The 22,705-nt window shown below is 47.8% G+C and carries 24 protein-coding genes and 1 pseudogene; 10 read left to right on the top strand and 15 right to left on the bottom strand.

Annotated features, from left to right (window positions below):
• Positions 1-160: 160 nt before the first annotated feature.
• Positions 161-355: a hypothetical protein gene (locus tag AC1S52_RS31420; RefSeq protein ID WP_482032990.1), complete on the top strand. Its 195-nt coding sequence runs from the start codon at positions 161-163 to the stop codon at positions 353-355.
• 42 nt (positions 356-397) lie between these two features.
• Here AC1S52_RS31420 and AC1S52_RS31415 read toward each other — a convergent pair whose 3' ends face one another.
• From AC1S52_RS31415 to AC1S52_RS31375, 9 genes are all read right to left on the bottom strand, one after another.
• Positions 398-817 carry an nSTAND1 domain-containing NTPase gene (locus tag AC1S52_RS31415; RefSeq protein WP_482032989.1) on the bottom strand — a complete coding sequence of 140 codons (420 nt, stop codon included), beginning with the start codon at positions 815-817 and terminating at the stop codon, positions 398-400.
• Positions 814-1,863 (bottom strand): CHAT domain-containing protein, encoded by a 1,050-nt coding sequence (locus AC1S52_RS31410; protein WP_482032988.1) that lies wholly within the window; start codon positions 1,861-1,863, stop codon positions 814-816. The genes AC1S52_RS31415 and AC1S52_RS31410 overlap by 4 nt, the downstream gene beginning before the upstream one ends.
• A 290-nt stretch (positions 1,864-2,153) precedes the next feature.
• Positions 2,154-2,825 (bottom strand): SLATT domain-containing protein, encoded by a 672-nt coding sequence (locus tag AC1S52_RS31405; protein ID WP_482032987.1) that lies wholly within the window; start codon positions 2,823-2,825, stop codon positions 2,154-2,156.
• Between the two features lie 356 nt (positions 2,826-3,181).
• The gene (locus AC1S52_RS31400) at positions 3,182-3,550 is read right to left on the bottom strand and encodes a hypothetical protein (protein ID WP_482032986.1); all 369 of its coding nucleotides are present in this window, start codon (positions 3,548-3,550) and stop codon (positions 3,182-3,184) included.
• A 194-nt stretch (positions 3,551-3,744) separates the two neighbouring features.
• Positions 3,745-4,059, bottom strand: a complete 315-nt coding sequence (locus AC1S52_RS31395) for a hypothetical protein (RefSeq protein WP_482032985.1) — start codon at positions 4,057-4,059, stop codon at positions 3,745-3,747.
• A 34-nt stretch (positions 4,060-4,093) separates the two neighbouring features.
• Positions 4,094-4,693 (bottom strand): glycoside hydrolase family 19 protein, encoded by a 600-nt coding sequence (locus AC1S52_RS31390; RefSeq protein ID WP_482032984.1) that lies wholly within the window; start codon positions 4,691-4,693, stop codon positions 4,094-4,096.
• Positions 4,694-4,991: 298 nt separating this feature from the next.
• On the bottom strand, positions 4,992-5,915 hold the full coding sequence (locus AC1S52_RS31385) for a glycoside hydrolase family 19 protein (protein WP_482032983.1): 924 nt from the start codon (positions 5,913-5,915) through the stop codon (positions 4,992-4,994).
• 276 nt (positions 5,916-6,191) lie between these two features.
• Positions 6,192-6,689, bottom strand: a complete 498-nt coding sequence (locus tag AC1S52_RS31380) for a hypothetical protein (RefSeq protein ID WP_482032982.1) — start codon at positions 6,687-6,689, stop codon at positions 6,192-6,194.
• Positions 6,690-6,900: 211 nt separating this feature from the next.
• Entirely contained in the window at positions 6,901-7,773 is an 873-nt protein-coding gene (locus AC1S52_RS31375) for a CAP domain-containing protein (RefSeq protein WP_482032981.1), read from the bottom strand.
• 365 nt (positions 7,774-8,138) lie between these two features.
• Here AC1S52_RS31375 and AC1S52_RS31370 point away from each other — a divergent pair, with 365 nt between their 5' ends.
• Positions 8,139-8,450 carry a nucleotidyltransferase family protein gene (locus tag AC1S52_RS31370; RefSeq protein WP_482032980.1) on the top strand — a complete coding sequence of 104 codons (312 nt, stop codon included), beginning with the start codon at positions 8,139-8,141 and terminating at the stop codon, positions 8,448-8,450.
• Positions 8,437-8,772: a HepT-like ribonuclease domain-containing protein gene (locus tag AC1S52_RS31365; protein WP_482032979.1), complete on the top strand. Its 336-nt coding sequence runs from the start codon at positions 8,437-8,439 to the stop codon at positions 8,770-8,772. Before AC1S52_RS31370 ends, AC1S52_RS31365 begins: the two co-directional genes overlap by 14 nt.
• Positions 8,773-8,880: 108 nt before the next feature.
• Here the strand turns inward: AC1S52_RS31365 and AC1S52_RS31360 are convergent, their stop codons facing one another.
• The 4 genes from AC1S52_RS31360 to AC1S52_RS31345 form a co-directional block, all read right to left on the bottom strand.
• Positions 8,881-9,198: a hypothetical protein gene (locus AC1S52_RS31360; protein ID WP_482032978.1), complete on the bottom strand. Its 318-nt coding sequence runs from the start codon at positions 9,196-9,198 to the stop codon at positions 8,881-8,883.
• Positions 9,173-13,552, bottom strand: a complete 4,380-nt coding sequence (locus AC1S52_RS31355; protein WP_482032977.1) for a WD40 repeat domain-containing protein — start codon at positions 13,550-13,552, stop codon at positions 9,173-9,175. The genes AC1S52_RS31360 and AC1S52_RS31355 overlap by 26 nt, the downstream gene beginning before the upstream one ends.
• Complete coding sequence (locus tag AC1S52_RS31350; RefSeq protein ID WP_482032976.1) at positions 13,549-13,755, bottom strand: hypothetical protein; 207 nt, start codon at positions 13,753-13,755, stop codon at positions 13,549-13,551. The genes AC1S52_RS31355 and AC1S52_RS31350 overlap by 4 nt, the downstream gene beginning before the upstream one ends.
• A 90-nt stretch (positions 13,756-13,845) precedes the next feature.
• Positions 13,846-17,505, bottom strand: coding sequence for a WD40 domain-containing protein (locus AC1S52_RS31345; RefSeq protein WP_482032975.1), 3,660 nt, complete (start codon positions 17,503-17,505; stop codon positions 13,846-13,848).
• An 83-nt stretch (positions 17,506-17,588) separates the two neighbouring features.
• On the opposite strand from AC1S52_RS31345, the gene AC1S52_RS31340 reads away from it, so the two are divergent.
• Complete coding sequence (locus tag AC1S52_RS31340) at positions 17,589-17,828, top strand: hypothetical protein (RefSeq protein ID WP_482032974.1); 240 nt, start codon at positions 17,589-17,591, stop codon at positions 17,826-17,828.
• A 104-nt stretch (positions 17,829-17,932) separates the two neighbouring features.
• Positions 17,933-18,884 (top strand): annotated as a pseudogene (locus tag AC1S52_RS31335) (IS256 family transposase).
• Between the two features lie 85 nt (positions 18,885-18,969).
• Here the strand turns inward: AC1S52_RS31335 and AC1S52_RS31330 are convergent.
• The gene (locus AC1S52_RS31330) at positions 18,970-19,356 is read right to left on the bottom strand and encodes a hypothetical protein (RefSeq protein WP_482032973.1); all 387 of its coding nucleotides are present in this window, start codon (positions 19,354-19,356) and stop codon (positions 18,970-18,972) included.
• Between the two features lie 228 nt (positions 19,357-19,584).
• Here AC1S52_RS31330 and AC1S52_RS31325 point away from each other — a divergent pair, with 228 nt between their 5' ends.
• The 4 genes from AC1S52_RS31325 to AC1S52_RS31310 all read left to right on the top strand — a co-directional run bounded on the left by AC1S52_RS31325 (position 19,585) and on the right by AC1S52_RS31310 (position 21,559).
• Positions 19,585-20,022, top strand: a complete 438-nt coding sequence (locus AC1S52_RS31325; protein ID WP_482032972.1) for a hypothetical protein — start codon at positions 19,585-19,587, stop codon at positions 20,020-20,022.
• A gap of 63 nt (positions 20,023-20,085) precedes the next feature.
• Positions 20,086-20,631: a hypothetical protein gene (locus AC1S52_RS31320; protein WP_482032971.1), complete on the top strand. Its 546-nt coding sequence runs from the start codon at positions 20,086-20,088 to the stop codon at positions 20,629-20,631.
• 53 nt (positions 20,632-20,684) lie between these two features.
• The gene (locus AC1S52_RS31315) at positions 20,685-21,155 is read left to right on the top strand and encodes a hypothetical protein (RefSeq protein ID WP_482027409.1); all 471 of its coding nucleotides are present in this window, start codon (positions 20,685-20,687) and stop codon (positions 21,153-21,155) included.
• 74 nt (positions 21,156-21,229) lie between these two features.
• A complete protein-coding gene (locus AC1S52_RS31310; RefSeq protein WP_482027410.1) occupies positions 21,230-21,559 on the top strand; it encodes a hypothetical protein in 330 nt (109 codons plus the stop codon).
• A gap of 123 nt (positions 21,560-21,682) precedes the next feature.
• On the opposite strand, the gene AC1S52_RS31305 is transcribed toward AC1S52_RS31310, so the two are convergent.
• A complete protein-coding gene (locus AC1S52_RS31305; RefSeq protein ID WP_482027411.1) occupies positions 21,683-22,546 on the bottom strand; it encodes a hypothetical protein in 864 nt (287 codons plus the stop codon).
• Between the two features lie 72 nt (positions 22,547-22,618).
• On the opposite strand from AC1S52_RS31305, the gene AC1S52_RS31300 reads away from it, so the two are divergent.
• Positions 22,619-22,705, top strand: an 87-nt coding sequence (locus AC1S52_RS31300; protein WP_482031489.1) for a transposase, incomplete at its 3' end; no start/stop codon positions are given.

Raw genomic sequence — 22,705 nt, 5'->3', positions numbered from 1 at the left:
CCAGTGACGATATGTATACGTGAATGATAAGCGATTGCTTTATGATGAAGAGATAGGGAAGGGCTTTCCTGATGTGATTGTTATTGCCGTCTATTTAGGTTTTTTAGGGTTACTGAAGGAGTATGACAACATGGAGATGCCTCACAAGTAACCCCGAGGAGTGAGCCTCAGTGACGAGCAGAAACAGGAGAATCGTGAGAAAAGTAGTCGTCGAGTGCGATGCGAGATTGCGTTTGCGGGAGTGAAACGATACAGGATTGTGAGCGATGTTTACAGAAATCGTGTGACTAATTTTGATGACCGTTCGATGTTGACCGCAACGGGGCTATGGAACTTCTATTTGATGGCGGCTTAACTTCGATGGAAGTGACAAGGGAAGAATTTCCCTTAAAAATTCTTATTCCGCAACAAGTCTATTAACTAACCCGGCAAGGAAGCGATCGCGACCAAAGAAGCGAGTGGTATCTTCGGGTTCAAAGGGGCGCAAGCCTTTGTAGGGAGAAGTGGTGATTAGCTTGCGAGTTTTGATTTCATCTGCCAAAACCTGGATGATGCGAGTCTGGTTGAGGGTGATAGCATCGCCCTGGATGATGTTGAAGAAGTTGTCATCACCCTTATATGGTGATGCCGTGATCAACTCACGGGTTTTAATCTCATCCACCGAGATCTGAATGATCTTGGTTTGCGTGAGGGTAACAACCTCTGCCTGAATCACATTGAAGATGTTGTCATCTCCCTGTACTTGCACATCGCCCAGGGATTGCTGCTGATTGACTGGCTGTGTCTCAGAATCTTTCGAGTTCTGGTTTTGGCTCATAGAAAACTAACCCAGGCTTTTGCTAGAAGGTCAGCTACCTGTGTGACGGGTGCTGCCAGGGTTAATACTCCACTCAACCCCTGCTTCAGTGCCTCCACTACCTCATTCACAAAGCTTTTGTCCGGCTTCGGTTTCTGCAACTCCTCCTGGAGCATCCCGATTTTTGACTCCGTATCTTTCTTAGTAAAGGCACTAAGCGCATCCGTTGCCACCACATCCTGTCTCAGCTTCACCAACAGAGCCAATGCCGCTTCCAGATCTGGATTGCCACCACTGCTCTGAGTACTCGTTTGGCGTAAGGTGACATGGCCCCCAGCCTGAATCGCATTGAAGGGGTTATTACTCCCGCTAATTGTGACATTCCCGATCGCCTGAGATTGAGGCGCTTTCGGTGGTTCTGAGATCGCGGCTACAGCACTCTCTGGTTGTACCGTCTGATTTGCCCGTTGCCCCCCAGGCATGGAAGCACCCCGACGCTTGCGGTATTTCAGCACTGGCGTTGAGTACTCCGAACTCCCTTCCAGGGCGATCGCACTACAGCCAATTTTGTACGCCTTATCATAAGGACTGCCAGCGCCCAACGCATCATAAAATGCTTCCGCAAACAGCACCGCTGACCTGTCCCCGATCGGCTGATTCATCCCAATCACACAATTCACAAACTGATGAATTGCCGTTGCCTGAACCTCTGAGTAGCAGGCATTGAGCAAGACACACTCAATCTCCCCCGTCTCAAAGATGCCAAATAGTCCTGCCAGTGCCTCCGTGCTGACCAATTGCACTTTCCCAATATCATTTTCCAGAACTAAGCCCTGGCCTCCAGTTCCGTGCATAGAAAAGTGAACAATTTGCGGCCGATTGTCCAGCAGTGCCCGTCGCAAATCTGTGGTTCGCACTGCCAGTTTAGCTATAGTTTGGAAGCGATCGCGGTAGCGCGATCGTTGCAACGCCTCCTCAATCCGCCGTACTTCTGCATCTAAGCGCAACGGATCTGAACCCGTATTACTGGGATTTGCGGTCAAGATCAGAATTTTGATCGGATTCATAGAGCACGCCCCCTGGATCGCTTGACTGGAAGCCATCTAACGACAAATATCACGTTTGCGTAGGATATTCATACTCCCCCTTAAATCTTTACATTTTCCATCAATGACTGATCAAGAAAATGTTAGGAGCAGTTGATCAGAAAATCAGGAATATTTGCTGCTAAATGGGTCTTTAGCCTTGTAGCCCTATACCGAAAACACTCATAAATATTGAGGGCTAACCTATTGGGCTGTCCTCATAAAATATGCACTTTGCAATCCTAACTGTTCTTTGTATCAGGGTTCTATTGCTATGGGTGTTGAAGTTTATACAGAGATTGAAGCTTTTCCTTGTCTGGTGAACCTAATATCTCTTTCACAGCAGCAGCAGCAGTGAAAGCTAAAGCTATTGGAGCTTTTTCCTCCAATTTGTTGAACTCACTGTCGAGTTTTTTTAACAGCTGCTGAATGTCCTGATTTAAACTACTATTTTTCTGCCTGATGAGTCTATATTTCTCATTATTTTCATCTTCTATAATGCAGTTTTCAGATAGAAACAGGTCTATTTTGTCGCGCAATAATCCGTACTTGGCTGCAAATTTCAAATGCTCGTTGGAGATGTTGATGGGCTTTAGAAAAGCATTGATTGCGGTTAATACAGCAACAATAAGACCTAATGCGCCTGTAGTAGAAGGATTGGAGCTAGATAAAGCTGTAGTTCCAGAGATCGCGGCAAGAACTGTATTGAAAAGGTTGAGTCCGATATCAAACTGTTTCCAGAAGCGCGCCGTGGACTTATGAGTTAGAGCTTTCATTCTGGCGACACGCAAATTACTCTGTAACCGATTGATTAATTGTTGATTGACCTTCTCTCTTTCAAGCCCTTCTGAATCAGATATATATTCCCGCTCTTCAGCTTGATGAACTAATTGGAACTCAAGGGCAGATTGTGTGGGTAGCATATTAGCCTTGATGAATTTCAAAAATTTAAGTGCTAGGTGGGCAAAAAGATTATGCCTTTTGCCCAATATGAGAAGTAGATACTTCTGAGTGAAGTCATGCTGGCTGTGAGATTCCTCTAACTTGCGTTGGCATGAGAGTTCCTGCCTTCTCGCAGTCTTGCTTCTGCTGTGGGTTAGAGTATTGATCGCATTTGGGACCACATGCAAAGAGAAATAACGGCAGAGAGCCAAACACGAGAATTTTGATCATGGATTTCATTGTTGTTCTCCTTGTTGTTGTTGTTTAATGGTGAACGGACAAAGCTGGATAAGCTGTTGAGTTGAACGCATCCTTGGCATTTATCAAGCAAAAGCAAACACTTAGCAAGTTGAGAGCGTTAATCATCTTTTCGATTCTGATCTTTGTGCGGTTGGGCCAGTCCAGCCGCCGCCGCGATCGCTGTACTCGCCAGTCCGAACCCAGCATCACTGGGACGGGCAACTAGAACAGCAATGCCGATCATTCCCCCAATCAGAGCCAAGAACATTGGAGTCAAGGCTTTAATGGCTTCAACATGATTTTGAGATTGCGTTTTAGAGCCTTTTCGTTTATGCAAATCAGCCTTGTTTTCGTTCGCCTTAGAATCAAAATTGTTCTCGCTTGGTTCAATAGAATAGGCCATGTTAAGTCTCCAGGGTGAGTAGTGAAAATGATAGAAGTCAACCTCATTGATATGATTGATGAAATCTACTTCCGTTTGCTTCATATCTCTATCAAATGCGGTGGCTACCTGAGTTCAAACCTGAGAATGTCTGACTTGTTCCGACTTTCGTATCGGTGTTATTCTGAGGTGCGATCGCCCTTATCTAAGCCAAAAACACACCAATAAGAAAAAACGATCGCTCTTCCATTCACGTTGCCGTTTTAGGAAGGAGCGATCGCTATGTCTACGAGATTTTTTCAACGGGATGGAACTGAGCTAGCTGATGCAGAAGTAGCTCCGTTTCCAGCCGGTAAAGACTGAGTTGATTTAGTCACCTGCGGCTCGGGAGTTGCCTTTTCATCGGAAGTTTCACCAAATCTCTGGATTGCCTTACCGGTCATCAAAACTCCAACCAGTGCGATGACGGATTCAGGCACTTTTTGCATTTGCTTTTCTTGGAAACTACCTGCGCCCCAAACAATTAGGGCACCGAAGATCCACGTTAGAAAAGCTAAGCGAGTAGCCGAAAACTCATGGTTTCCATCTTGAAAGAATTGACCTAAATTTTTCATCTTCATTTCCTTGGGGCTGTAGGGTTGACTTGAGTTAGGCGAGGCAGGCTTTGAAGCGCTGGGCGTAATCGGCGATCGCATCCGCTTTGTCCATGCCATTGATGATTTTCCGAGCATGTACCCAGTCGGTCGTTGTGGCATTAAAAAAGTCGGCAAGGCTCAATCCAGTAAATAAACCGTCGATCATGCCTTTGAACAGGATTTTGACGGATATGTTTAAGTCAAGCGCCAGGGAAGGGTTATCGTACAATTGGTTGCCCAGCCCTAAGGCTTCTCCCATCTTTTTGTAGTTATCAGCAAAGGTGAGTTGCACCAGACCTCGACCGAAATAGCTTTTGCCATTGGCTTCTGGCAGAGCATAGTTTTCCCCAATGATGCCCTGGTTATACAAATCTGTGACGGCTTGGATAGAGCCTGCATCGGTCTTGCAAAAGCCTTCCCGAACGGGTTCGATTAATTTACCTGTTTCGTGGTAAGCCGTTGCCAGGGCATAAGCGAGCCAGCACAAGTCTTGGAGGGAAGTAGTTTCCCAATAGTTGAGAATTGCCTCGTAACCATCGACTTGCGTCTGAGTCAGAGTGGGATGAAATTGAACTCTGTAGTTGTCAAAGAACTTCTTTCTGTCGATACTCATAGATTTAAACTCCGTTGAAGATTGCTGTGGGATAGGGCTCCCTTGGCTTTACTTCTTCATCAAATACGGTGTCTACCTGAGTACAAACCTGAGAATGCCTGCTTTATCCTGACTTTTGGTTCGGTAGAGTTCTAAGTTGTGATCACCTTCATCAACACGATAATCGCACCCATAAGAAAAGCGATCGCTTCTCCATTATCGTTTCCGTTTTAGGAGGAAGCGATCGCCCAGTTTACGAGGATCTCGGTAACGGGATTCAGTTAGTTTGCAGCAATGTGTGGTTGGGTCATGCGAAAACCTAGTAGTGTGCCATGCGATCACAATAGACGCTCTCACCCATGTCTACTTCAAGCATTTGAGTAAATCGCTGGTAGAAGCCGACTCGATCTTGCACCTTGCCATTCGTTGGAATACTGCATTCCAGACCACCGTTAATGATATTGATCGTCATCCCAAATCCGGGCGCACGCCCTATATTGGTATCCTCAGCAGAGGGCACCCAACCACCCGTCATCACTGCATGGCAGGAGGGTTTGGGAGACTGAGGCGTCATCCAGAACCAGAGTGCTGTTTGGAAGGCGATCGCTCCATCAGACTTAACGAGATCCGGATTAGCCAGTAAATCAATGCCTAAAGCTTGACCAGCCGCACCATAGTTGTAGTTCCAAGACAATTGCATTGGCCCCCGACCATGATAGGTGCGACCTGGAGAACAGGGATAGGTACTGTTGGTCGCATCGCAGTATCCGGTGCAACCGCCATTTTCACAACCCACTTCTTCCACATAGTAAAGACCCCAGGCATGGCGACCATCAGGAGCAGCATCCCAACCGCCGGTCGTCTCGTGAGCAATGTTGGCGAGGAAGGCAGCCGTCTCTCGTTTGCGTTGTTCCGATGATCCTTCGGTGCAGAACTGGGGATACTTTTGCACAGCCGCAACTAAACTGTCATAGCTGTACAAAGCATTGCGGTGGGGAAACATGGCTTCATAGGTTTGACGAGAGACGATATTCGCAAATCCTGTAGCTGGAGTTGGGAACGAACCAGGAATACAAAGTTCTTGTCCTGGTTGTAAATTTGCCGCATCAGTTTCTGTTAATTGTGAGCCATCGGGTTTTCTAATTTCTCGCCAACGATCGCCATTCCCTAGCTCTCGTTGGGCAATATCAAAGGGAATGTCTCCAGGTTTAACCGTGTAACATTTGCCAATCGTACAAGACATAAATAACCTCGAAAATTTGATGGTTTGGACTGAATTACAGAAGGATGTGTATCGCGTTGAGAATAAGTTCTCTTTGGCGATATATCCCTATCAAATGGCAGGATTACCTGAGTTCAAGTCTGAGAATGTCTAAGTTGTTTTGACTTTTTTAGGGATGTTGCTCTAAGTACGATCGCTGGCTCAAACAAAAAAACGATCGCCCCCTCTAGGAAAGCGATCGTGCTAATAACAGGAAATCCACTACGACTAACAAGCCCCCCTAAGGACAAACAAAAGCTAAAGTTGATTCACCGTAATCCACATCTTTCCACCGTTATGACTGACCTCTTGGAGTGTTTTCACAACGTACTCTTCCATGTCCTTGTTGTGGGAACGCACACATCCCAGGGTAGGGAGTAGCGGTTGCAGGGGAGCGAGCGGATCGGGAGCACCAGAACCACCCCCATGCCAACCAATACCTGCGCGTCCCCGTTGCTGCTCCTGACCTTCATGCTCAACCAGGTCAATGAAGTATTTCCCGTAGGCAGCCCAGATTGTCTGCGATTCCGAGGATTGGGTTTCAGTCAGAGTTCCCGCCGAATAAAGGCCGGGAGGGGTATCACCGCTCGGAACATTGGGATCAGGTCCGCTAACGCCTTTGCAAAGAGCCGGAATTTTCCAGAGTAGCTTACCCTTACTGGAGTAGCATTTTGCTTCACCGATGAAGTGATTTTGCTCTTCCCAGTCATTGATGATGACATGAACATCGGCAGAGTTAAGATTTGGTTCTTTCATCTTAGATAACCTTGATAGGTAATTGGATTGATAACTTGATCAAACCTGGTAACTACCTGAGTTCAGACTTGAGAATGCCTGCTTTGCCCTGACTTTTGCATCAGTGTTGTTCTGAGTTGCGATCGCTTTTGCCCAATGTCAAAATTGCACCAAAAGAAAGCGATCGCTCTTTTGTAGATGCGATCGCTTCCTGGTGAACAATCAATGAATGTTAGAACACAATCTGGTCTCTATAGTTACCTGGAGGGCTATAGCGGCACACTAGAACATCCTTCCCATTGACTCTGGCGATCGCACAGCCCACTTGCGTAGTATTCCTCCAGACCATTTGTGTGTAGTGTCCGACATCTGCCCAGTTGCCGGTAGAACTGACATTGGGAAACGTTCCTCGGACAAAATACTTTTTCTCATCCCCAAATGATCCAATCATCTGGGTATAGCTGTACCTACCCGACGTTCCCCACCAGAGGTTTTCGCCTTCGCCTGAGCCCTGGCTATGTTGCAAGACTCCGCCTAAGGAAGCAAGGTGATTGGCCCATTCCTGAGCATGACTGGCTAAGGTGTTGGACCAGGTGAGGGCAGGAACACCGACTTCCGCTCGATAGCGGTTATGAGCCTTGAGAATTTCGTCTGCCATTGAATTTTGTTCGCCGGGTGTTGATTGCAGCGTCCACTGCTGACGACCAGAGCCATCATCCGTGTGGTACAGGTCAACTTTTGTGCCATCAGCGGTGCAGCTCAAGTATTGTCTGGAATTGTTAATTCCTCCGGCAACTTTGATCCGGTATTTTCCGTTCCCAAGATCCTCTAGAATCCATTGCTGGCGACCAGAGCCATCATCCGTGTGGTACAGGTCAACCTTTGTGCCATCAGCGGTGCAGCTCAAGTATTGCCTGGAATTGTTAATTCCTCCGGCAACCTTGATCCGGTATTTTCCGTTTTCAATACCCTCAAACAACCACTGTTGGCGACCAGAGTTATCATCAGTGCCGTACAGGTCAACTTTTGTGCCATCGGCGGTGCAACTCAAAAGGGTGCGATTTGTGGTAACCCCAGCAGCGATTTTCAATCTGTAAGATCCCATGATGTATTCTCCTTGAATTCAAGTCGTTTGAGTGGTTTGCAGATGTAAGGACAATTCACTGATGAGTGAAAACTGTGGCTTTGAACAGTCTTAGCGAATATGACAGGTTGTCAATTTCGGTAGAAAGACATCACTTGATTTGGCTTACAGTTCCATTCAGGACAGAAGCCACCTGAGTACAAACCTGAGTACACCCGACTTCATCTGACTTTTGAAACAGTGATGTTTAGAGTGATGTTTAGAGTGGCGATCTCACCTGATTTGGAAGGAACCCTCCAATTCTCTAAATTAGGGTAAGCTGGTGTCAGGTCATTGATAGGCTAAAAGCTAGCGATGAGCTTACGCTGTGGAGGATTGAAGCACATATGCCAGCGATTGACATTCCTCAACAAAAGGTGGCAGATTTTTGCCAACGATGGAAGATTACGGAGTTTGCGCTATTTGGTTCGGTGCTACGCGAGGATTTTTGCCCAGATAGTGATATTGATGTGTTGGTGACGTTTTCTCCTGATGCATCCTGGACGCTATTCGATCATGTAGACATGCAGGATGAGCTAAGGTCTTTGTTTGGGCGAAAGGTAGATTTGGTGAGTCGTCGAGGGATTGAGCGTAGTCAAAACGATCGTCGTCGCCAAGCAATTTTAGAGTCTGCTATACCGATTTATGCCACCTCGTGACCTGGATTATGTGGTTGATATTTTGGCAGCAGCCCGTTTGGTTCAGACATTTTTGGTGGGCAGAGATCGGAGTGCGTTTGAAACCGACTTGATGTGTCAATCGGCTGTAATTCGGCAATTAGAAATCATTGGAGAGGCAGCAAAGCGTCTCTCAGCAGCATTTAGAGCCAATCATTCTGATATTCCCTGGCAAAAGATGGCTGGTATGCGCGATATTTTGATTCATGCCTACGATGCAGTTGATTTAGACGAAGTTTGGAATGCAGCCAATCAATCGATTCCACGACTGATTGAGCAACTTGAACCGCTGATCTCGCCATAATTTAGGCATTCGGAGTGCGATCGCACCCATCAATCCCGCGCTCCATCCAGCGATCGCCATGCCTGCACCTGCGATCTCGCTCACGGCTGAAGCTGCGGTTACGTTCATTCAATCTGTTGTTACCTCGGCACAAGTTGTGGTTAGGAATGGTAAAGCTGTGGTCAGGAATGATGAAGCTGTGGTTAGGAATGGTAAAGCTGTGGTTACTTCCGCCTCATCTGTCGTTACGTCTGCATAAGCTGTGGTTAGGAATGATGAAGCTGTGGTTACTTCCGCTTCATCTGTCGTTAGTAACGGTAAAGCGATCGTGAAGTTGATTGGTAAAGTTGCGATCGCTGGAGGGGTAGAAGGGTGATCCTCCTTTCCTCCCCACACCCTACCCCCAGCACCCCACACCCCTTCATCTCGTTTCAGGATCAACGCCATCACAGATATGTCTGTCGCTCTTACTTACATTCGCGTTGTTTTTCAAATAGTTGCGGACTCGATTGCAACCGCGCTTGATCCAATACTGTAAATCGGCTAAGTTCTCTAACGGCAGTAGAATAACTTTTCCTGTTGCACCGACTGAAGCCAAATACTTGCTCTCTGAATCAAATTCCAGACTCTCTATACCTGAAGTGTGTCCGATTAAGGGAATGACCCAGTTTGTTTTTCGATGCCAGAGTTTAACTGTATTGTCATTGCTACCTGAAGCAAACATTTGGCTGTCAGAACTAAAGACAAAGGCGTTCCATCCAATGGCACCTTCATAGCTGATTGTCTTTAGGAGTTTACCGTTCATACTCCAAAGTTGTATCTCCCTATCGTTGACCTGTATCGCGAGAATTTGACCATCTGGGCTAAGTTGTAGTTTAGAAATTTGCTTATCGGCATTCAATTTTTCAGTGATAGTATTGAGGAGTATGCTATCAGTACTCCATTGCTGAACCGCTCCATCTGGAATCGCAGTGATAATTGTCTCAGGCAAGCCAGTTTCACCAGACTGATCCTCGCTTTTACTAAAGCTTGCAGAGATGGAACCCTCAATTTTGGATTGGTCTATCAGGATTTTGAGCAATGTGCCATCTGACTTCCACAGTTTCACAACGCTATGAGAATCGGCACCATTAACAACGGTTAAAAGGGTCTTGCCATCTTGACTAAGCTGTACCTTCGACGATTGATCCGGACTCCGCTTTGTTGCTTCAACTAAGGTGGCTTGAAGTCTGCCCTTGTCATCCCAAGTCTTGACGGGGCCATAAGAGTTTGAGGCGCGATGTTCAGTCACAATCGTATTGCCATCTCGGCTAAGAGACACACGTACATGAGGCCAATCCTGATCTTCGGATTTTTTAGTTTTTTCAATCAGGGTTTTAATCAGTTTTCCATCCCCACTCCAGAGTTGCACCGGACCATAAGAGTTTCGGTCACGCAAACTCGTCACAATCGTATTGCCATCGGAGCTAAGAGATACAAATACAAAGACCCAATCCTGATCTTCGGACTTTTTAGTTTTTTCAATCAGGGTTTTAATCAGTTTTCCATCCCCACTCCAAAGTTGCACTGGACCATAAGAGTTGGATTCAGTCAAACTCGTCACAATCGCTTTGCCATTTTCACTTGGGGTCAACGCCCCCCGCCAGGTTGAATCTTGTCCTTCGGGCTTTGCAGTCTTGGGAATCAGGGTTTTAATCAGTTTTCCTGCATCATTCCAGAGTTGAACCGGACCGTAAGAATTGGAGTCAGCCAACCCGGTCACAATGGTTTTGCCATCATGGCTTAACTGGATTGCGGTCTGCCCCTTGATCATTTGAAGCAAGGTAGCGATGCGGGTGCCATCCATCCTCCACACTTCGACTGGTCCATTATTGATTGCTGTAGCAAATACTTTTTGGTCTGTACTAAAAACGACCGGATCAAAATTCCCTTTCTGAAATGGAGAATTTTCCGTAATTTCCCAAAGTCTGAGGGTACTGTCATTGCTACCTGAAGCAAGAATTTGATTACTTTTGGGGCTGAAATCAATCGCACTTACCCCATCTGCGTGTCCTGTCAGAGTTGTTAGCAGTGTTCCATCGAGAGCCCAAATTTTGATCGTCTTATCCCAACTTGCTGTAGCAATTCGTTGACTATCTGAACTAAATCTGATTGTGGAAATATACTGTTCGTGTCCGGTCAAGGTTGCTCGCAAGCGCCCATTCCGTTGCCAAAGCTTAACAACTTCCTTCCCACTGCTGGAGCTATTATCTCTGTAGGATACGGCGATTGTTTGACCATCAGGGCTAAACATAACTTGACTAATACTGGCATCTGGCACCAAACTATCGGCTAAAGATGCTATACCATGACTATCTCGGTGTAGAAGCTTGAGCACTTTCCCATCTGTCATGACAACAAGAGAACCATCATGATTTAATGTCCACGGGTAAAGCTTATTTTCGGTTATCCAAGAGGTTATGGGTGTCCCATCTCGTCGCCAAAACCACACTTTCTGCTTGTTGGGAACATGGCTAGGGCTAATGCTGGCGATTATCTGACCATTTCCACTCCATACAAAATTGCCCTCCCTGGAATCAAAGCCACGGAGAGAACCGATTGGCTGACCATCAAATTGCCAAAGTTGAGCTATTTTGCCATCAAAAGTTTGGACAGTTCGATGATCGGGGCTAAACTCAACTGATTCAAACTTTTTATTGCCCCAAGAGTTAGCTTGCAATTTGCCATCTATACCCCAAACTTTGATTGTCTTTTGCCCCGTTGCATTAAAGGTTGCAATGGTTTGGCTGTCCTGGCTAAATCCCATTACTGTTGGTGTGTAGTTGTAAGTTGGAACGTCCACCTTGCTTAAAAGAGTTCCATCTAATCGCCACAGCTTGACCTCTTTCTGATCTGCTATCGCAATCATCTGCCCATTGGGACTAAAGACTACGGTATCAACAGAACGGACAGATTCCTTGAGGTCTCTAAACCGATTTTTTTCTTTAACAGTAGATAGAGCTTGTTGCAGGGTCGCTGCAACCTGGGCTTTGAGGGAGTCATCTCCAGTAAGTGGACTCTGTAGTTTCTTCGCAGCCTTTAAGCTAGAGACAATGGCATCAAACGAATAATCAGAGGTCAGTAATACCTTGGAGGATTGCATCATCGTATCAATTTGCGCCATTTCAGACTGTCGCCATTGCCACCCTGCCATGCCTGCGAGTCCCAACGCCACAGCCGAGAAGCTAGTCAGTCCCAACAGCGTCACCTGCCGTCGGCGTTTCTGCTGCTGTTGTTCTCGCTGTTGCCACGTCAAACTGGCTTGAATAAAATTCTGTTCTGGCAGGCTCAGATCCTCTCGTCGGGTTTGCAATCGTTCCCCGGCTTCCACCAGTGCCGCCCCTCTCAGCAAAGCTCCCTCATCCTGGTGCATCGCTTCCCACTGCTGCAAGGCTCCCCGCAACCGATCTTGCCAGACCCGGAAGGTGCGGTCAGAGTTCATCCAGCCCCGCAATTCTCCCCAGTTGCGGATCAGGGCTTCATGCACTACCTCTACGGTTTCCTGCTTTACCCCATCCTGGCTCGTCACCACCAATCGCGAATTCGCCAGTTGCGTCACCAGCGCCCAGCGTTCCTCACCCAGTTCCGCCTTGGTCGCCAAGCGGCGGGTATCCTCCGTCCCTTCCCCCGGTCGCACCAGTTGCACAAAAATCCGCCGCACCTGTTCCTGTTCCACCACACTCAAGCGGGCATACTGCTGATCGGCATAGCGCGCCAGTGCCCCTTCCACTTCTCCAATCGCTTCATAGGCTGCATGGGTCAACTGTCTGCCATTGCGTCGTTGCCACAACTCCGTCAGGGCAAACTCCAGCAGCGGCAAATTCCCCGGCTCATTGATCACCGCATCCAGAATCCGCTTCACCAACCCAGCCTCAAACGCCACCCCCAACTTCGCGGCGGGTCGTTCAATCACCTCACACAGTTCCTCCCGGTTCATCGCCCCCAGCTTCACATCCCCCGCCTGCAACACATCAGCAAAAGGACGGTAGGACAGCGCATTGCCTAAAAAATCTGCCCTCATCGTGGCGACCAACACCAGGGTTGATGATGAAACCTGGGCAGTAGAAAGACTAGCAAGCAAGCAATCCAGAAAACTGCGACGAGTTGACTCCTCCGCACACAGGGTATACAGTTCCTCAAACTGATCCGCAATCAGCAGCACCCGCTGATTCGGATAGTTTCGCTGAATTTGGGCAATTACATCCCCTAACGGTAAACTACCATCCTGCAAATAGGATGCCAACTGCCGCGCCTGCCGCATCTGCTCGGTGGCATCCTGCCTGGGTGTGTACAGCGGCACCAAGGCTGACGCTAAGGCATGAAAAGGCTCAGCACCTGGACGAAAGTGGGTAAACTGCCAGTGACCAGCCTGCTGTAAGTGGGGCACCAATCCCGCGAATGTCAATGACGACTTGCCACTTCCTGATGGCCCTAATACTGGAACGAAAGTACAGGACTGCACGGCTTGCACCAGTTCCGTGATAAACACCTGCCGCCCAAAGAAGAACTCCGCATCCTCCGGCCCAAAGTGGAATAAGCCCCGGTAGGGACAGGGCAAATCGTCATCCAGTGCCGCTGCTACTGGAGCCGATTTGATTTCCTCTCGGTAGTAATAGTAGTTGTAAATGATGTGCCGGGACTGGTCGATCGCCGCATTCCCCGTTGCACTGACCAGGGCAACCGGATTGTCGCTTCCAGAAACCGTCACATCACCGACAGACTGCTGATGGACTGGCAGATTGTCAGAATCGGGCTGATTCATGCTTCAGCTTGGGCATCGATCACAATGGGTTTTCTGATTACTTCAGCTTCATCTACAGTCTCTGCCAGATTGCTCACGTCAAGGGGTCTATCATTTTTGGGAGAACGAGATCCATCATCCGTTTCCGTTTCAACCATTGGCACTAAGGGTTGGCGAATCACTTCAGACTCTTCTGAATCGGGTGCTTTCGGATCTTCACTCATGGTAGGTCTCCCTTTAATTGCAATGATTTTGGTCAGCCGATGAATCAGTGACACAACGTTTAACGATCCCAGATCCAGCTGCTCCGGCACCTATTCTGCGATCGCCCCCAGGGCGCATAAAGTAGACCGCTGAGCGGGGGTTAATCCGATCGCGCCAGTGATATTCATCCCTTCGTAGGGACGATCGACGCGCAAGATTTTCAGACAGTCTCCAGATCGACTATCCCAGATGCGGATGCTTCCATCCTCACTGCAACTGGCGATCATTTCTCCTTTGTAACTAAACGTAACCATCCACACGATCTGTTGGTGCCCGGTTAGCGTTTGCAAACAGGTTCCTGTAGCCACATCCCACAGCTTCACCAGGCAATCCTCACTACCACTGGCTAAAGTGGTTCCATCCGGGCTGAAAGCAACGGATCGTACTCGCTGCGTATGCTCCTCCAAAGTGAGTACACATTCCCTGGTTTGCAAATTCCAGAGTTTGATCGTGCGATCGCCACTCCCACTGGCTAACCACTGACCATTCGGGCTGAACGCGACCGATAGTACCCAATCCGTATGCCCCTGGAAGGTATGCAAACAGTCCCCCGTGTTCATATCCCAAACCTTTACCGTGTGGTCATCACTGCCACTGGCGATCGTCGTTCCCTGGGGATCAATCGCCACAGACTTAACTCGATGGGTATGTCCCTCTAATGTCTGCAAACATTCGCCTGAACGCACATCCCACAATTTGATGGTTTTGTCGCCGCTGCCACTGGCTAACAGTTGACCTATGCCTGACGGCAGACTAAGGTCAACGGGGCTGAAGGCAATTGAAGTCACCCAATCCGTGTGCCCCCACAACGTTTTCAAACATTCGGCTGTATGAGCATTCCATAACTTAATGGTCTGGTCATCACTGCCGCTGGCTAACCATTTCCCATCCAGACTAAATGCCACCGATGTCACCACATCGTTGTGACCTTTCTGAGTCTTGATACATTGACCCGTTGCCACATCCCACAGCCGGATTTGCTGGTCTTTACTACCACTGGCTAATCTGCCATCGTCGGGACTAAAGGCAATGGAAGTCACCCAATTACTGTGTGATGCGATCGTGGTTAAACACTGACCTGTTTGAATATCCCAAATCCTGACCGTGTGATCATCGCCACTCGTAACCAGGGTTTTACCGTCTGGGCTGAAATGGACTAACCAAACTCGCTGAATATGCGCCTGAAATGTTTTGAGACATTGGCGCGTTTTGACATCCCATAACTTCACGGTTTTATCTTCACCCGCCGTTGCCAGGAGTTGACCATCCGGACTAAAAGCAACAGCCCAAACTTTAGTTCCATCATCCAGGAGTGTGTCAACGCATTCACCTGTCCCAACACTCCAAACTTTTACGGTTTGGTCATCACTTCCAGTGACCAACGTTGTGCCATCCGGACTTAATGCGGCAGACAACATCCAGTTAACGTGGGTAGCAATGATTCGCGTACAATCGCCAGACTGAAGATTCCAAAACCGAATCGTTTGGTCATCGCTGGTGCTAATTAAGGTCTGATGATCGGGACAAAAGATCACGGTTAATACGCGATCGCAATGTCCCCGCAACGTCTGGATACACTGCCAGGTTGTCAGATCCCACAGCCAAATCGTTGGTTCACTGCTGCCACTGGCTAACTGCTGTCCATCGGGGCTAAACGCGATCGATTGAACTCCACCCACATGTCCATATAAGGTTTTGAGACATTGCCTCGTCTGCCCATCCCACAGTCGAATGGTCTGGTCATTACTACCACTCGCCAATCGGGTTCCATCGGGGCTAAACGCTACGCATCTGACCCAGGCAGAATGCCCCTCTAAAGTGGCAATCTGTCGTTGATCGGCAATTCGCCAGAGTAAGATATTCCGATCAATGCCGATCGCCAGCAGTGTTCCATCGGGACTAAAGGCAACCGCCAAAATATCTCCCATAGTTTGCGTAAACACTGATTTCGTCAAATCCGCATGGGCAAAATTGACCCGATGTAAATTGACGCTCTGTAAGTAAACCTGCCATACCGTTAAATGGGAAAAATCATACCCACTCAAGTTCACATTCAATTGTCTAAACAGATTGAGCAGGTTTCCAGCGGCATAGCCGGGTGATTGCGAAGGACGCGATTTGATCACAGATAACGTCTGGTCTAGACGCTGTTTTACGGCTTCCCGACTGCTTAAATGCGCCTGCAATTGCTCCACCAGCGGTTTAACAATCAGCCGAAATTGAGTTGTTCTCAAATAATCTTTTGTTTGGGCTTTGCTTAACACATGACTATCAATCAACCCAATTTCGCCTCTGATCAGTTCTCCACACACTTGTTCAATCAACCGATCCGTGACATACTCCATCACCACAGGTTGTTGCGTGAACGTTACCGCTTCTCCCTTCAGGGGAGATGTCAGTTTCTCAATCAAAGATCGATATTGCAGCGATTCCAGTGATCCCAGCAACACTTTTGGAGCGGCGATTAACAGTATATCCTCGCGCAGTTCTGGGAGGGAAACCCACTCCCTTGAGATCGCCAACCAATACATAATCTGCTGCTCAAGCACCGTCAGCCGATTAAACTGTTGTTCCAATAAATCGGAAATGTCCCCAAAAACAGTGGTGCCCTGTTCTAAAAACTGAGCCACATCCCCATCAAACAGTTCTTGAATCGTTGTTGCGACAATCTTAAGGGCGAGGGGATTACCCGAATAATGATCAATTAATTCTCGACCTTCGGTTTCCAGGATTGAAAATCCCTTTTCTTCTAGAATGGCTTGAGCATTTTCCGAGTCTAAACCAGCTAACCGCAGCGAACGAATGGGGAGAGTTCTTCCCTCTTTAGCCTGGAGACCTCTCGGCATTTCTCGACTGGTTAACACCAGACAACTCTGATGACGGCTTTCTCCCACGCTTTGCAAGAACTGGGCGTAGATCTCATAGCCTTCTCGATAGGAACCGGCACGATCGCCGGTGCAAAGAATCGATTCCGCATTATCTAACATCAGCAAACAACGGGAATCCCGCAAATGCTCAATCAAACGTGTCATTCGAGGACCGATCGCCTCTGGCAGTTCACTATTCCCCTGACAGTCCAGAACACCCAACAGATCTGCCAATAGACTAGCCAAAGGGGGTGCATTTCGGAGCGATCGCCAAATTACAAACTCAAACTCTTCCTGGATTTGTTCTGCAAGCTTAATTGATAAGGCTGTTTTACCAATGCCGCCCATGCCAATCACGCTGACTAAACGACAGCGATCATGTACCGTCCAGTGCTCCAACATCGCGAGTTCTTCTACGCGCCCGTAGAATGCAGAAACATCCATCGCTTCGCCCCAATCCTGCTTACGGAGCAGAGGAGAGAATGGGGGTGAAGCAAATAAAGATGGAGAAGGTGGAGGAGATGAGGCAATTGAAGGAGTAATATGATAAAGCGGTGGGGGATCTTGCAACCCCTTGACTTCCCGCTCTCCAGCATAGATAGCTGGAACATCGTTAGGTTCCGGACCGAGGTCTGCGATCGCCCCAGAGTCCAGCGACAGTTTTTCGCACAGTTCCAGAAAGATAGCGCGATCAACGGGTCTGCCCGTCAGAAAATTGCTGATGGTAGCAAGGGACATCCCAATATCTTCTGCCAGGGCACGCTGGCTGGGAAAGCCACTGCGACGGACTGCAAGCTTGACGGTATCGATGTACGCCTGACAAACCCTGAGTGACCTTGACATAGTTGACCTCAAAGCTGTTTTGATCGTATACGCATCTGCCAACCAAAAATATAATTTCCCAGTCGAAACTAGAGGACGTGACCATGCAGACTCTCCCACAAACTGATATGAAGCATCTGAGTCATGATGCCGCATTGATGCTGTTGGCAGTGTTACCGGATCACATCCGCAATGCGTATCTAAATCACGCGAAACAGATCGACTATTCGATCGAACTGGTGCTAGAAATGGCGTTAGCCGACTTCCTCGACCCTGATTCATTAACGTTTACGGACTGTAAGCCTCAGATCGGTTTACCCCTGGACACAGACCAGGTTGCATAATTGGCATCGGTAAGGAAATCGTAGGGATTGTAAATTAGTTTGTGTCAAAGGTGAAGAAATGAGATCTAATGAACTAGCCCACCTGAGACAGGAACAATTAACCGATGGTTATTCGCACAGAACTTTTGGACGAACTGCTGCAAGACTACCAAGGACTAGAAGACCTTTTAGGGTCAGAGGGGATTCTTAAGCAATTGATCAAAGCCCTGGTGGAACGGTGTTTGAATGGGGAGATGGCTCATCATCTCGACCAGGAACAGCCGTCCCAGGAATTAGATCAGCCCCGAAACCGTCGCAATGGGCATAGCAAGAAAACCCTCAAAGGAGAGTTTGGCAAGGCGGAGATTGGGGTGCCGCGAGACCGCAATGGCACGTTTGAGCCAGTCATGGTCAAGAAAGGACATGGCATTGGGGGTGACGATGGAGGGGAAGAAAGAACTGCTGGGCATCTGGATGACCCAAAATGAATCGTCCAAGTTCTGGCTATCAGTCATGACGGATCTGCACAATCGGGGTGTGAAGGATATTTTCATTGCTTGTATTGATGGCTTAACCGGCTTTGGTGAAGCGATTGAAACGGTGTTTCCCCAGACTCGGATTCAACGCTGTATTGTCCACCAGGTCAGGCATTCGTTGAGTTACGTGTCCTACAAAGACCGGAAAGCGGTGGCAACCGACTTGAGAACGATTTACACCGCAACCACGGCAAGCGAAGCTGAACAGCACTTGATGGCGTTTGCCGAGCGTTGGGACAGCCGTTACCCAACAATCAGCAAGTCCTGGTTGACCCATTGGGATCAGTTGTCCACCTTCTTTGTCTTCCCGGATGAGATTCGACGGGTGATTTACACCACCAATGCGATCGAATCGACCAATAGCACCTTACGCAAAGTCCTGCATAATCATCGCTCGTTCCCCACCGATGAGGCAGCACTGAAGGTGGTGTACTTAGCGATCGCGAACATTTCCAAACGCTGGACGATGCCGATTCGAGATTGGAAGGGGGCGTTGAATCGGTTTGCGATTGAATTTGAGGGGAGGTTTCCGATGGAGTAGGGATATTTTGTAACCACTACACTACTGACACAAAACAATTGACAAACTCTGCCCCTGTCAAGCTGAGCCTCTACAGTGAATTTGATCAGCTTTGCTGAACGCGAGAAAGACGATGGAGAACCTCGATAACCGTCAGTTGCATGAGTTGAGTTGGAGTTAAATCCAACTTTTTTAATGTCTCAGTGCTGCATAATTGCTCGATCGTCATCATCAAGTCAATCTCTCCTCGTCCCTGAGCTTCAATTAAATCTGAGTTCGAGCGACCAATGCGATCGGCTATCTGACTAAATCCCTCCCACCCTTTGTCGGTCACAGAGACATTGTGTCGCTTTTTTTCTTCCCCTTCATACGCAAGCTGCCTACCTTCCCGGTTCAAATTCGCTAGCGACTTTGGGTTGCGGTGCTTCCCCCTGCCGTTACTTGTACCAGCTTTACTAGAACCCGACTTTTTCGCAACCATCACTAAAACCATACCTGTTCTCCTCATTATCCAGCTTCTCGGATCTAGCGCAAATGGCACCTGCACAACGCCACATCTACGGTCGATAATTTTCTAGTTGAAATTATCCATCTTCACATACTTTTCTGAAAAAGAGGGTTATCTTATCTACATAGTGTGTATAATTTAGATAAGATAACAGAGCAGCAGAGAGCGTAACTGCTTCAAGAGCGCCCGCCACTCTTAGACAGAGTATGACCCGTGAAAAAGGGGAAAGATGCCCCGGCGGACGGACTGAAGAAACCGTTTTGCGGAACAGCAGAATACAAGCGCTTTATTGCCAGTGCCCTCGAACATGCAAAGAGAGCACTTTACCAGAAATGCCCGACCTTAGAAAAGGATGTTCTGAGTATGTCATTTATCGCTGACTGTTGCTTGGCTGATCGGGATCAACGAGATCAGCAAGTTTTGGAAGCCATTGAACCCGACTTCTACGAAGGCAAAGCAGATTTTGCTTTCGGGAAGATGCCGACACAACCGAATAATCAAGTTTACATGGCTGGCTGGATGAGCGCCCTGCGCGAAGGCATTCGCTTTGAGGGAGAGATTGCAGTTTACCCAGAAGCGACGTACCGAGCGAATGCGACGAGTGATTTGAATGGCGCGATTTTTGCAAACGTTCCGTTCGTTGAGTTTTAAAGCAGCAAACGAGGAGGGGCGCTATTGCCCCTTCTCGTTCACCTGAATTAGGAGCTTTTAGTGATGGCAAAAGTTGTTAGCCCGATCAGTGCAAAAGTCGAAGTTATTGGGAAATTGAAGGACGGAGATTATGGACCGTACCGCTCCGTGCTGTTTCTAGATCAGTCTCAACCCGAAGGATCAGAAGCAGCCAAGATCTGGAAGTCTTTGAGTGATGAAGAGACCAAACCCTTACGCAAGGGAGTCATGGTGCAACTGATTCCAACCGGGAGTGATAAAAACGGCAATGTCAAACACAACATTGTACTGCTGGATACTCAAAACACTTCTCCACTCACTGCGAGTGCTTCAACGACACCCCCCGTTATTCCACAGCGACCCGATGCACCACCGCTTTGGTCAGATGACCAGAAATGTCAGCTATCGGCGGCGGTGTGTGATCACACTGACTTATTCCGGTTTTGCCTGGAAACCGTAAAAGGCAAAATCGCTGACTTGGCAGATCACCGAGACCATCGGGCGATCGCAACCACAGTCTATTTGCAAGTGCTCCGGCAAGAACCCACAGCAGCCGTTACGCCAGAAGACGCTCTCAAATCAGAAGAGTAGCCCTTGGAGAGCCGTTGTTGGCTCTTCCCCTATCACTGACTGGATTTGTCTGCATGAAATTTTTTATCTGGCTGACGATCTCGATCGTCGGCATGAAAGTTGCCGCAGGTAAGTCAAGCCTGCATATTCATCCCCATCACCGCGAAGTTCCTGACCGAGACCCATTGCGAACTCGCGTATTGTCTAGACCTCAACGAAGAAAGGGTAAATCAATGGAACCGAATTTGAACCAACACGCATTGAACAAAATGTCGGATGCCCAACGGGAAATGGCACAAGCATTCAGCTACTACCAACAATTATTGAACGCGGTTGAAACATCGTTTGCTGCATTCCAAGAGGCAAGCAGTACCAGCATCAACCGAAATTGTCCGCAATACCAGATGATTGCAGATGAGTTGAGTGGGGCTTACGGTGAATTGTTCGGGGCGCTGAAATTGCTCATGATGCCGTTTAATCACCCCAAAGTTTCAACCATGATTCGCGCTGGACAAGATCAATCTGCCCGTGAACAACAAGTCTGAATGCTGTCCATTACAAATTCTATGTTCCTGGTAGAGAGTCCGCCTACCAGGAATATTCACTTAGAGGAAATACAGTGACTATAACCCTACCCAGACTCAAATTGACATTATTCCAGCTAGCTGTCCTACGGCAGCACTACAAACCTCAACAGGAAACTTCCACTCATACAACTCCTCAAGAAGAGCTATATGAGTTACTGAAGGAGTTGGGAAAGCAGAAACTACTGCAAGCGATCGCGTTAATTCCAAACAATCCCAAGTTGAGCTATGAACAAGCAGAAATTCAATTAACTGTCCTGGATCACTTCCACTTCCATCCAAAGCATTTTGAATTACTCAACCAAGAAACGTTGAACTCACTCAATGAGGCTCCAGAGATACTATATAGACTTAATCAGAAATAAGAAAAGAAATTACTTCCTGAGTAAAATCGTCAATTCCTACAGCTTTATCGTCCATTCTGAATTAGCAGTTTATTACCGATAATGTCTATTCCAATACAATGCCTCATCAAGCATTTCTGTGCTCTACTTCCAATCTGTTACAACATCGAAATCTACCCGTTCAAAGGGGCGAAGAATGTCTAAGTAGAGAATCTTTTGACGCGAAAGGGCTTTATTGTTCGGGACTGGCCAGTGTGTCATAGACACCTTATACCGCGCTGGAATGATAGGACCAGAAGAGTAGTAACCCCCTTTGTTGCCAGTTGAGGAGAAACCGTAAATTGGCCAGCCCGTTGAAGTTTTGTAGACTGCCGCCCCCTCTTGAAAAAAGTTCACGTCTACGCGATCAGATGTCGGTTTCCCATTCTTCTTAAAGTAGCCATTCAGCAAACCAAAGTTCTCCTGTCCAGCTACATAGTTCACTCGTGGCAGGCTTACCTCACCGATATGACTGGAGTAGTGCCTTCCGTCTGCAATGTGGTTGAAGGAATTGACGTGTGTCTTGGCGGACATAAACTCAGGCCATTGCTGACTTTTGCCGTTTATGATGCGCTCAACCTTGTTGTAGGTATAAATCTCGATCCAGGCTGAGGCAAGTTTCCTGGCAAAATTATGTTGGATACCGTTCTGCTCCTTATTAGGTATCCATACACCATGCTGATACTCAGCATCATTCTCAGGCGTACCAAATTTTAGGCTTCGGTAGTAAGTCTGATCACTGCAAACCTTGTCGGATCTTCCCTTACAGGGGTTTGTACCATTCTGGAGGATGAGATCGATTCCAAAGTGACCACGCCCACCACTTATTCTGGTAAGCCAAATAACAATTGTCTCGCGTTCCATAGCAACAGTCTGCAATGTTCCGCTTCCAAAACTTTCAAACACGAGGGGAACTCCCACCCCAATAGTTGATAGACCGCCAAGTTGAATAAAATGACGACGCTTCACACTTATGTTCTCCCTACTCAAGTATTCACCAGCGGCGTTGCATAATGGGAATATGAAATCAGGGTGAAACCGATGCAATGTCCCGAATGTGGCTCAACTGACATCAGTAAGAACGGCAAGCAAAGAGGTAAACAAAATTACCTCTGCAAAACCTGTCGG

It is taken from the genome of Kovacikia sp. CALU 1929 (assembly GCF_056784235.1).
This window is presented reverse-complemented; position numbering and strand designations above follow the sequence as displayed.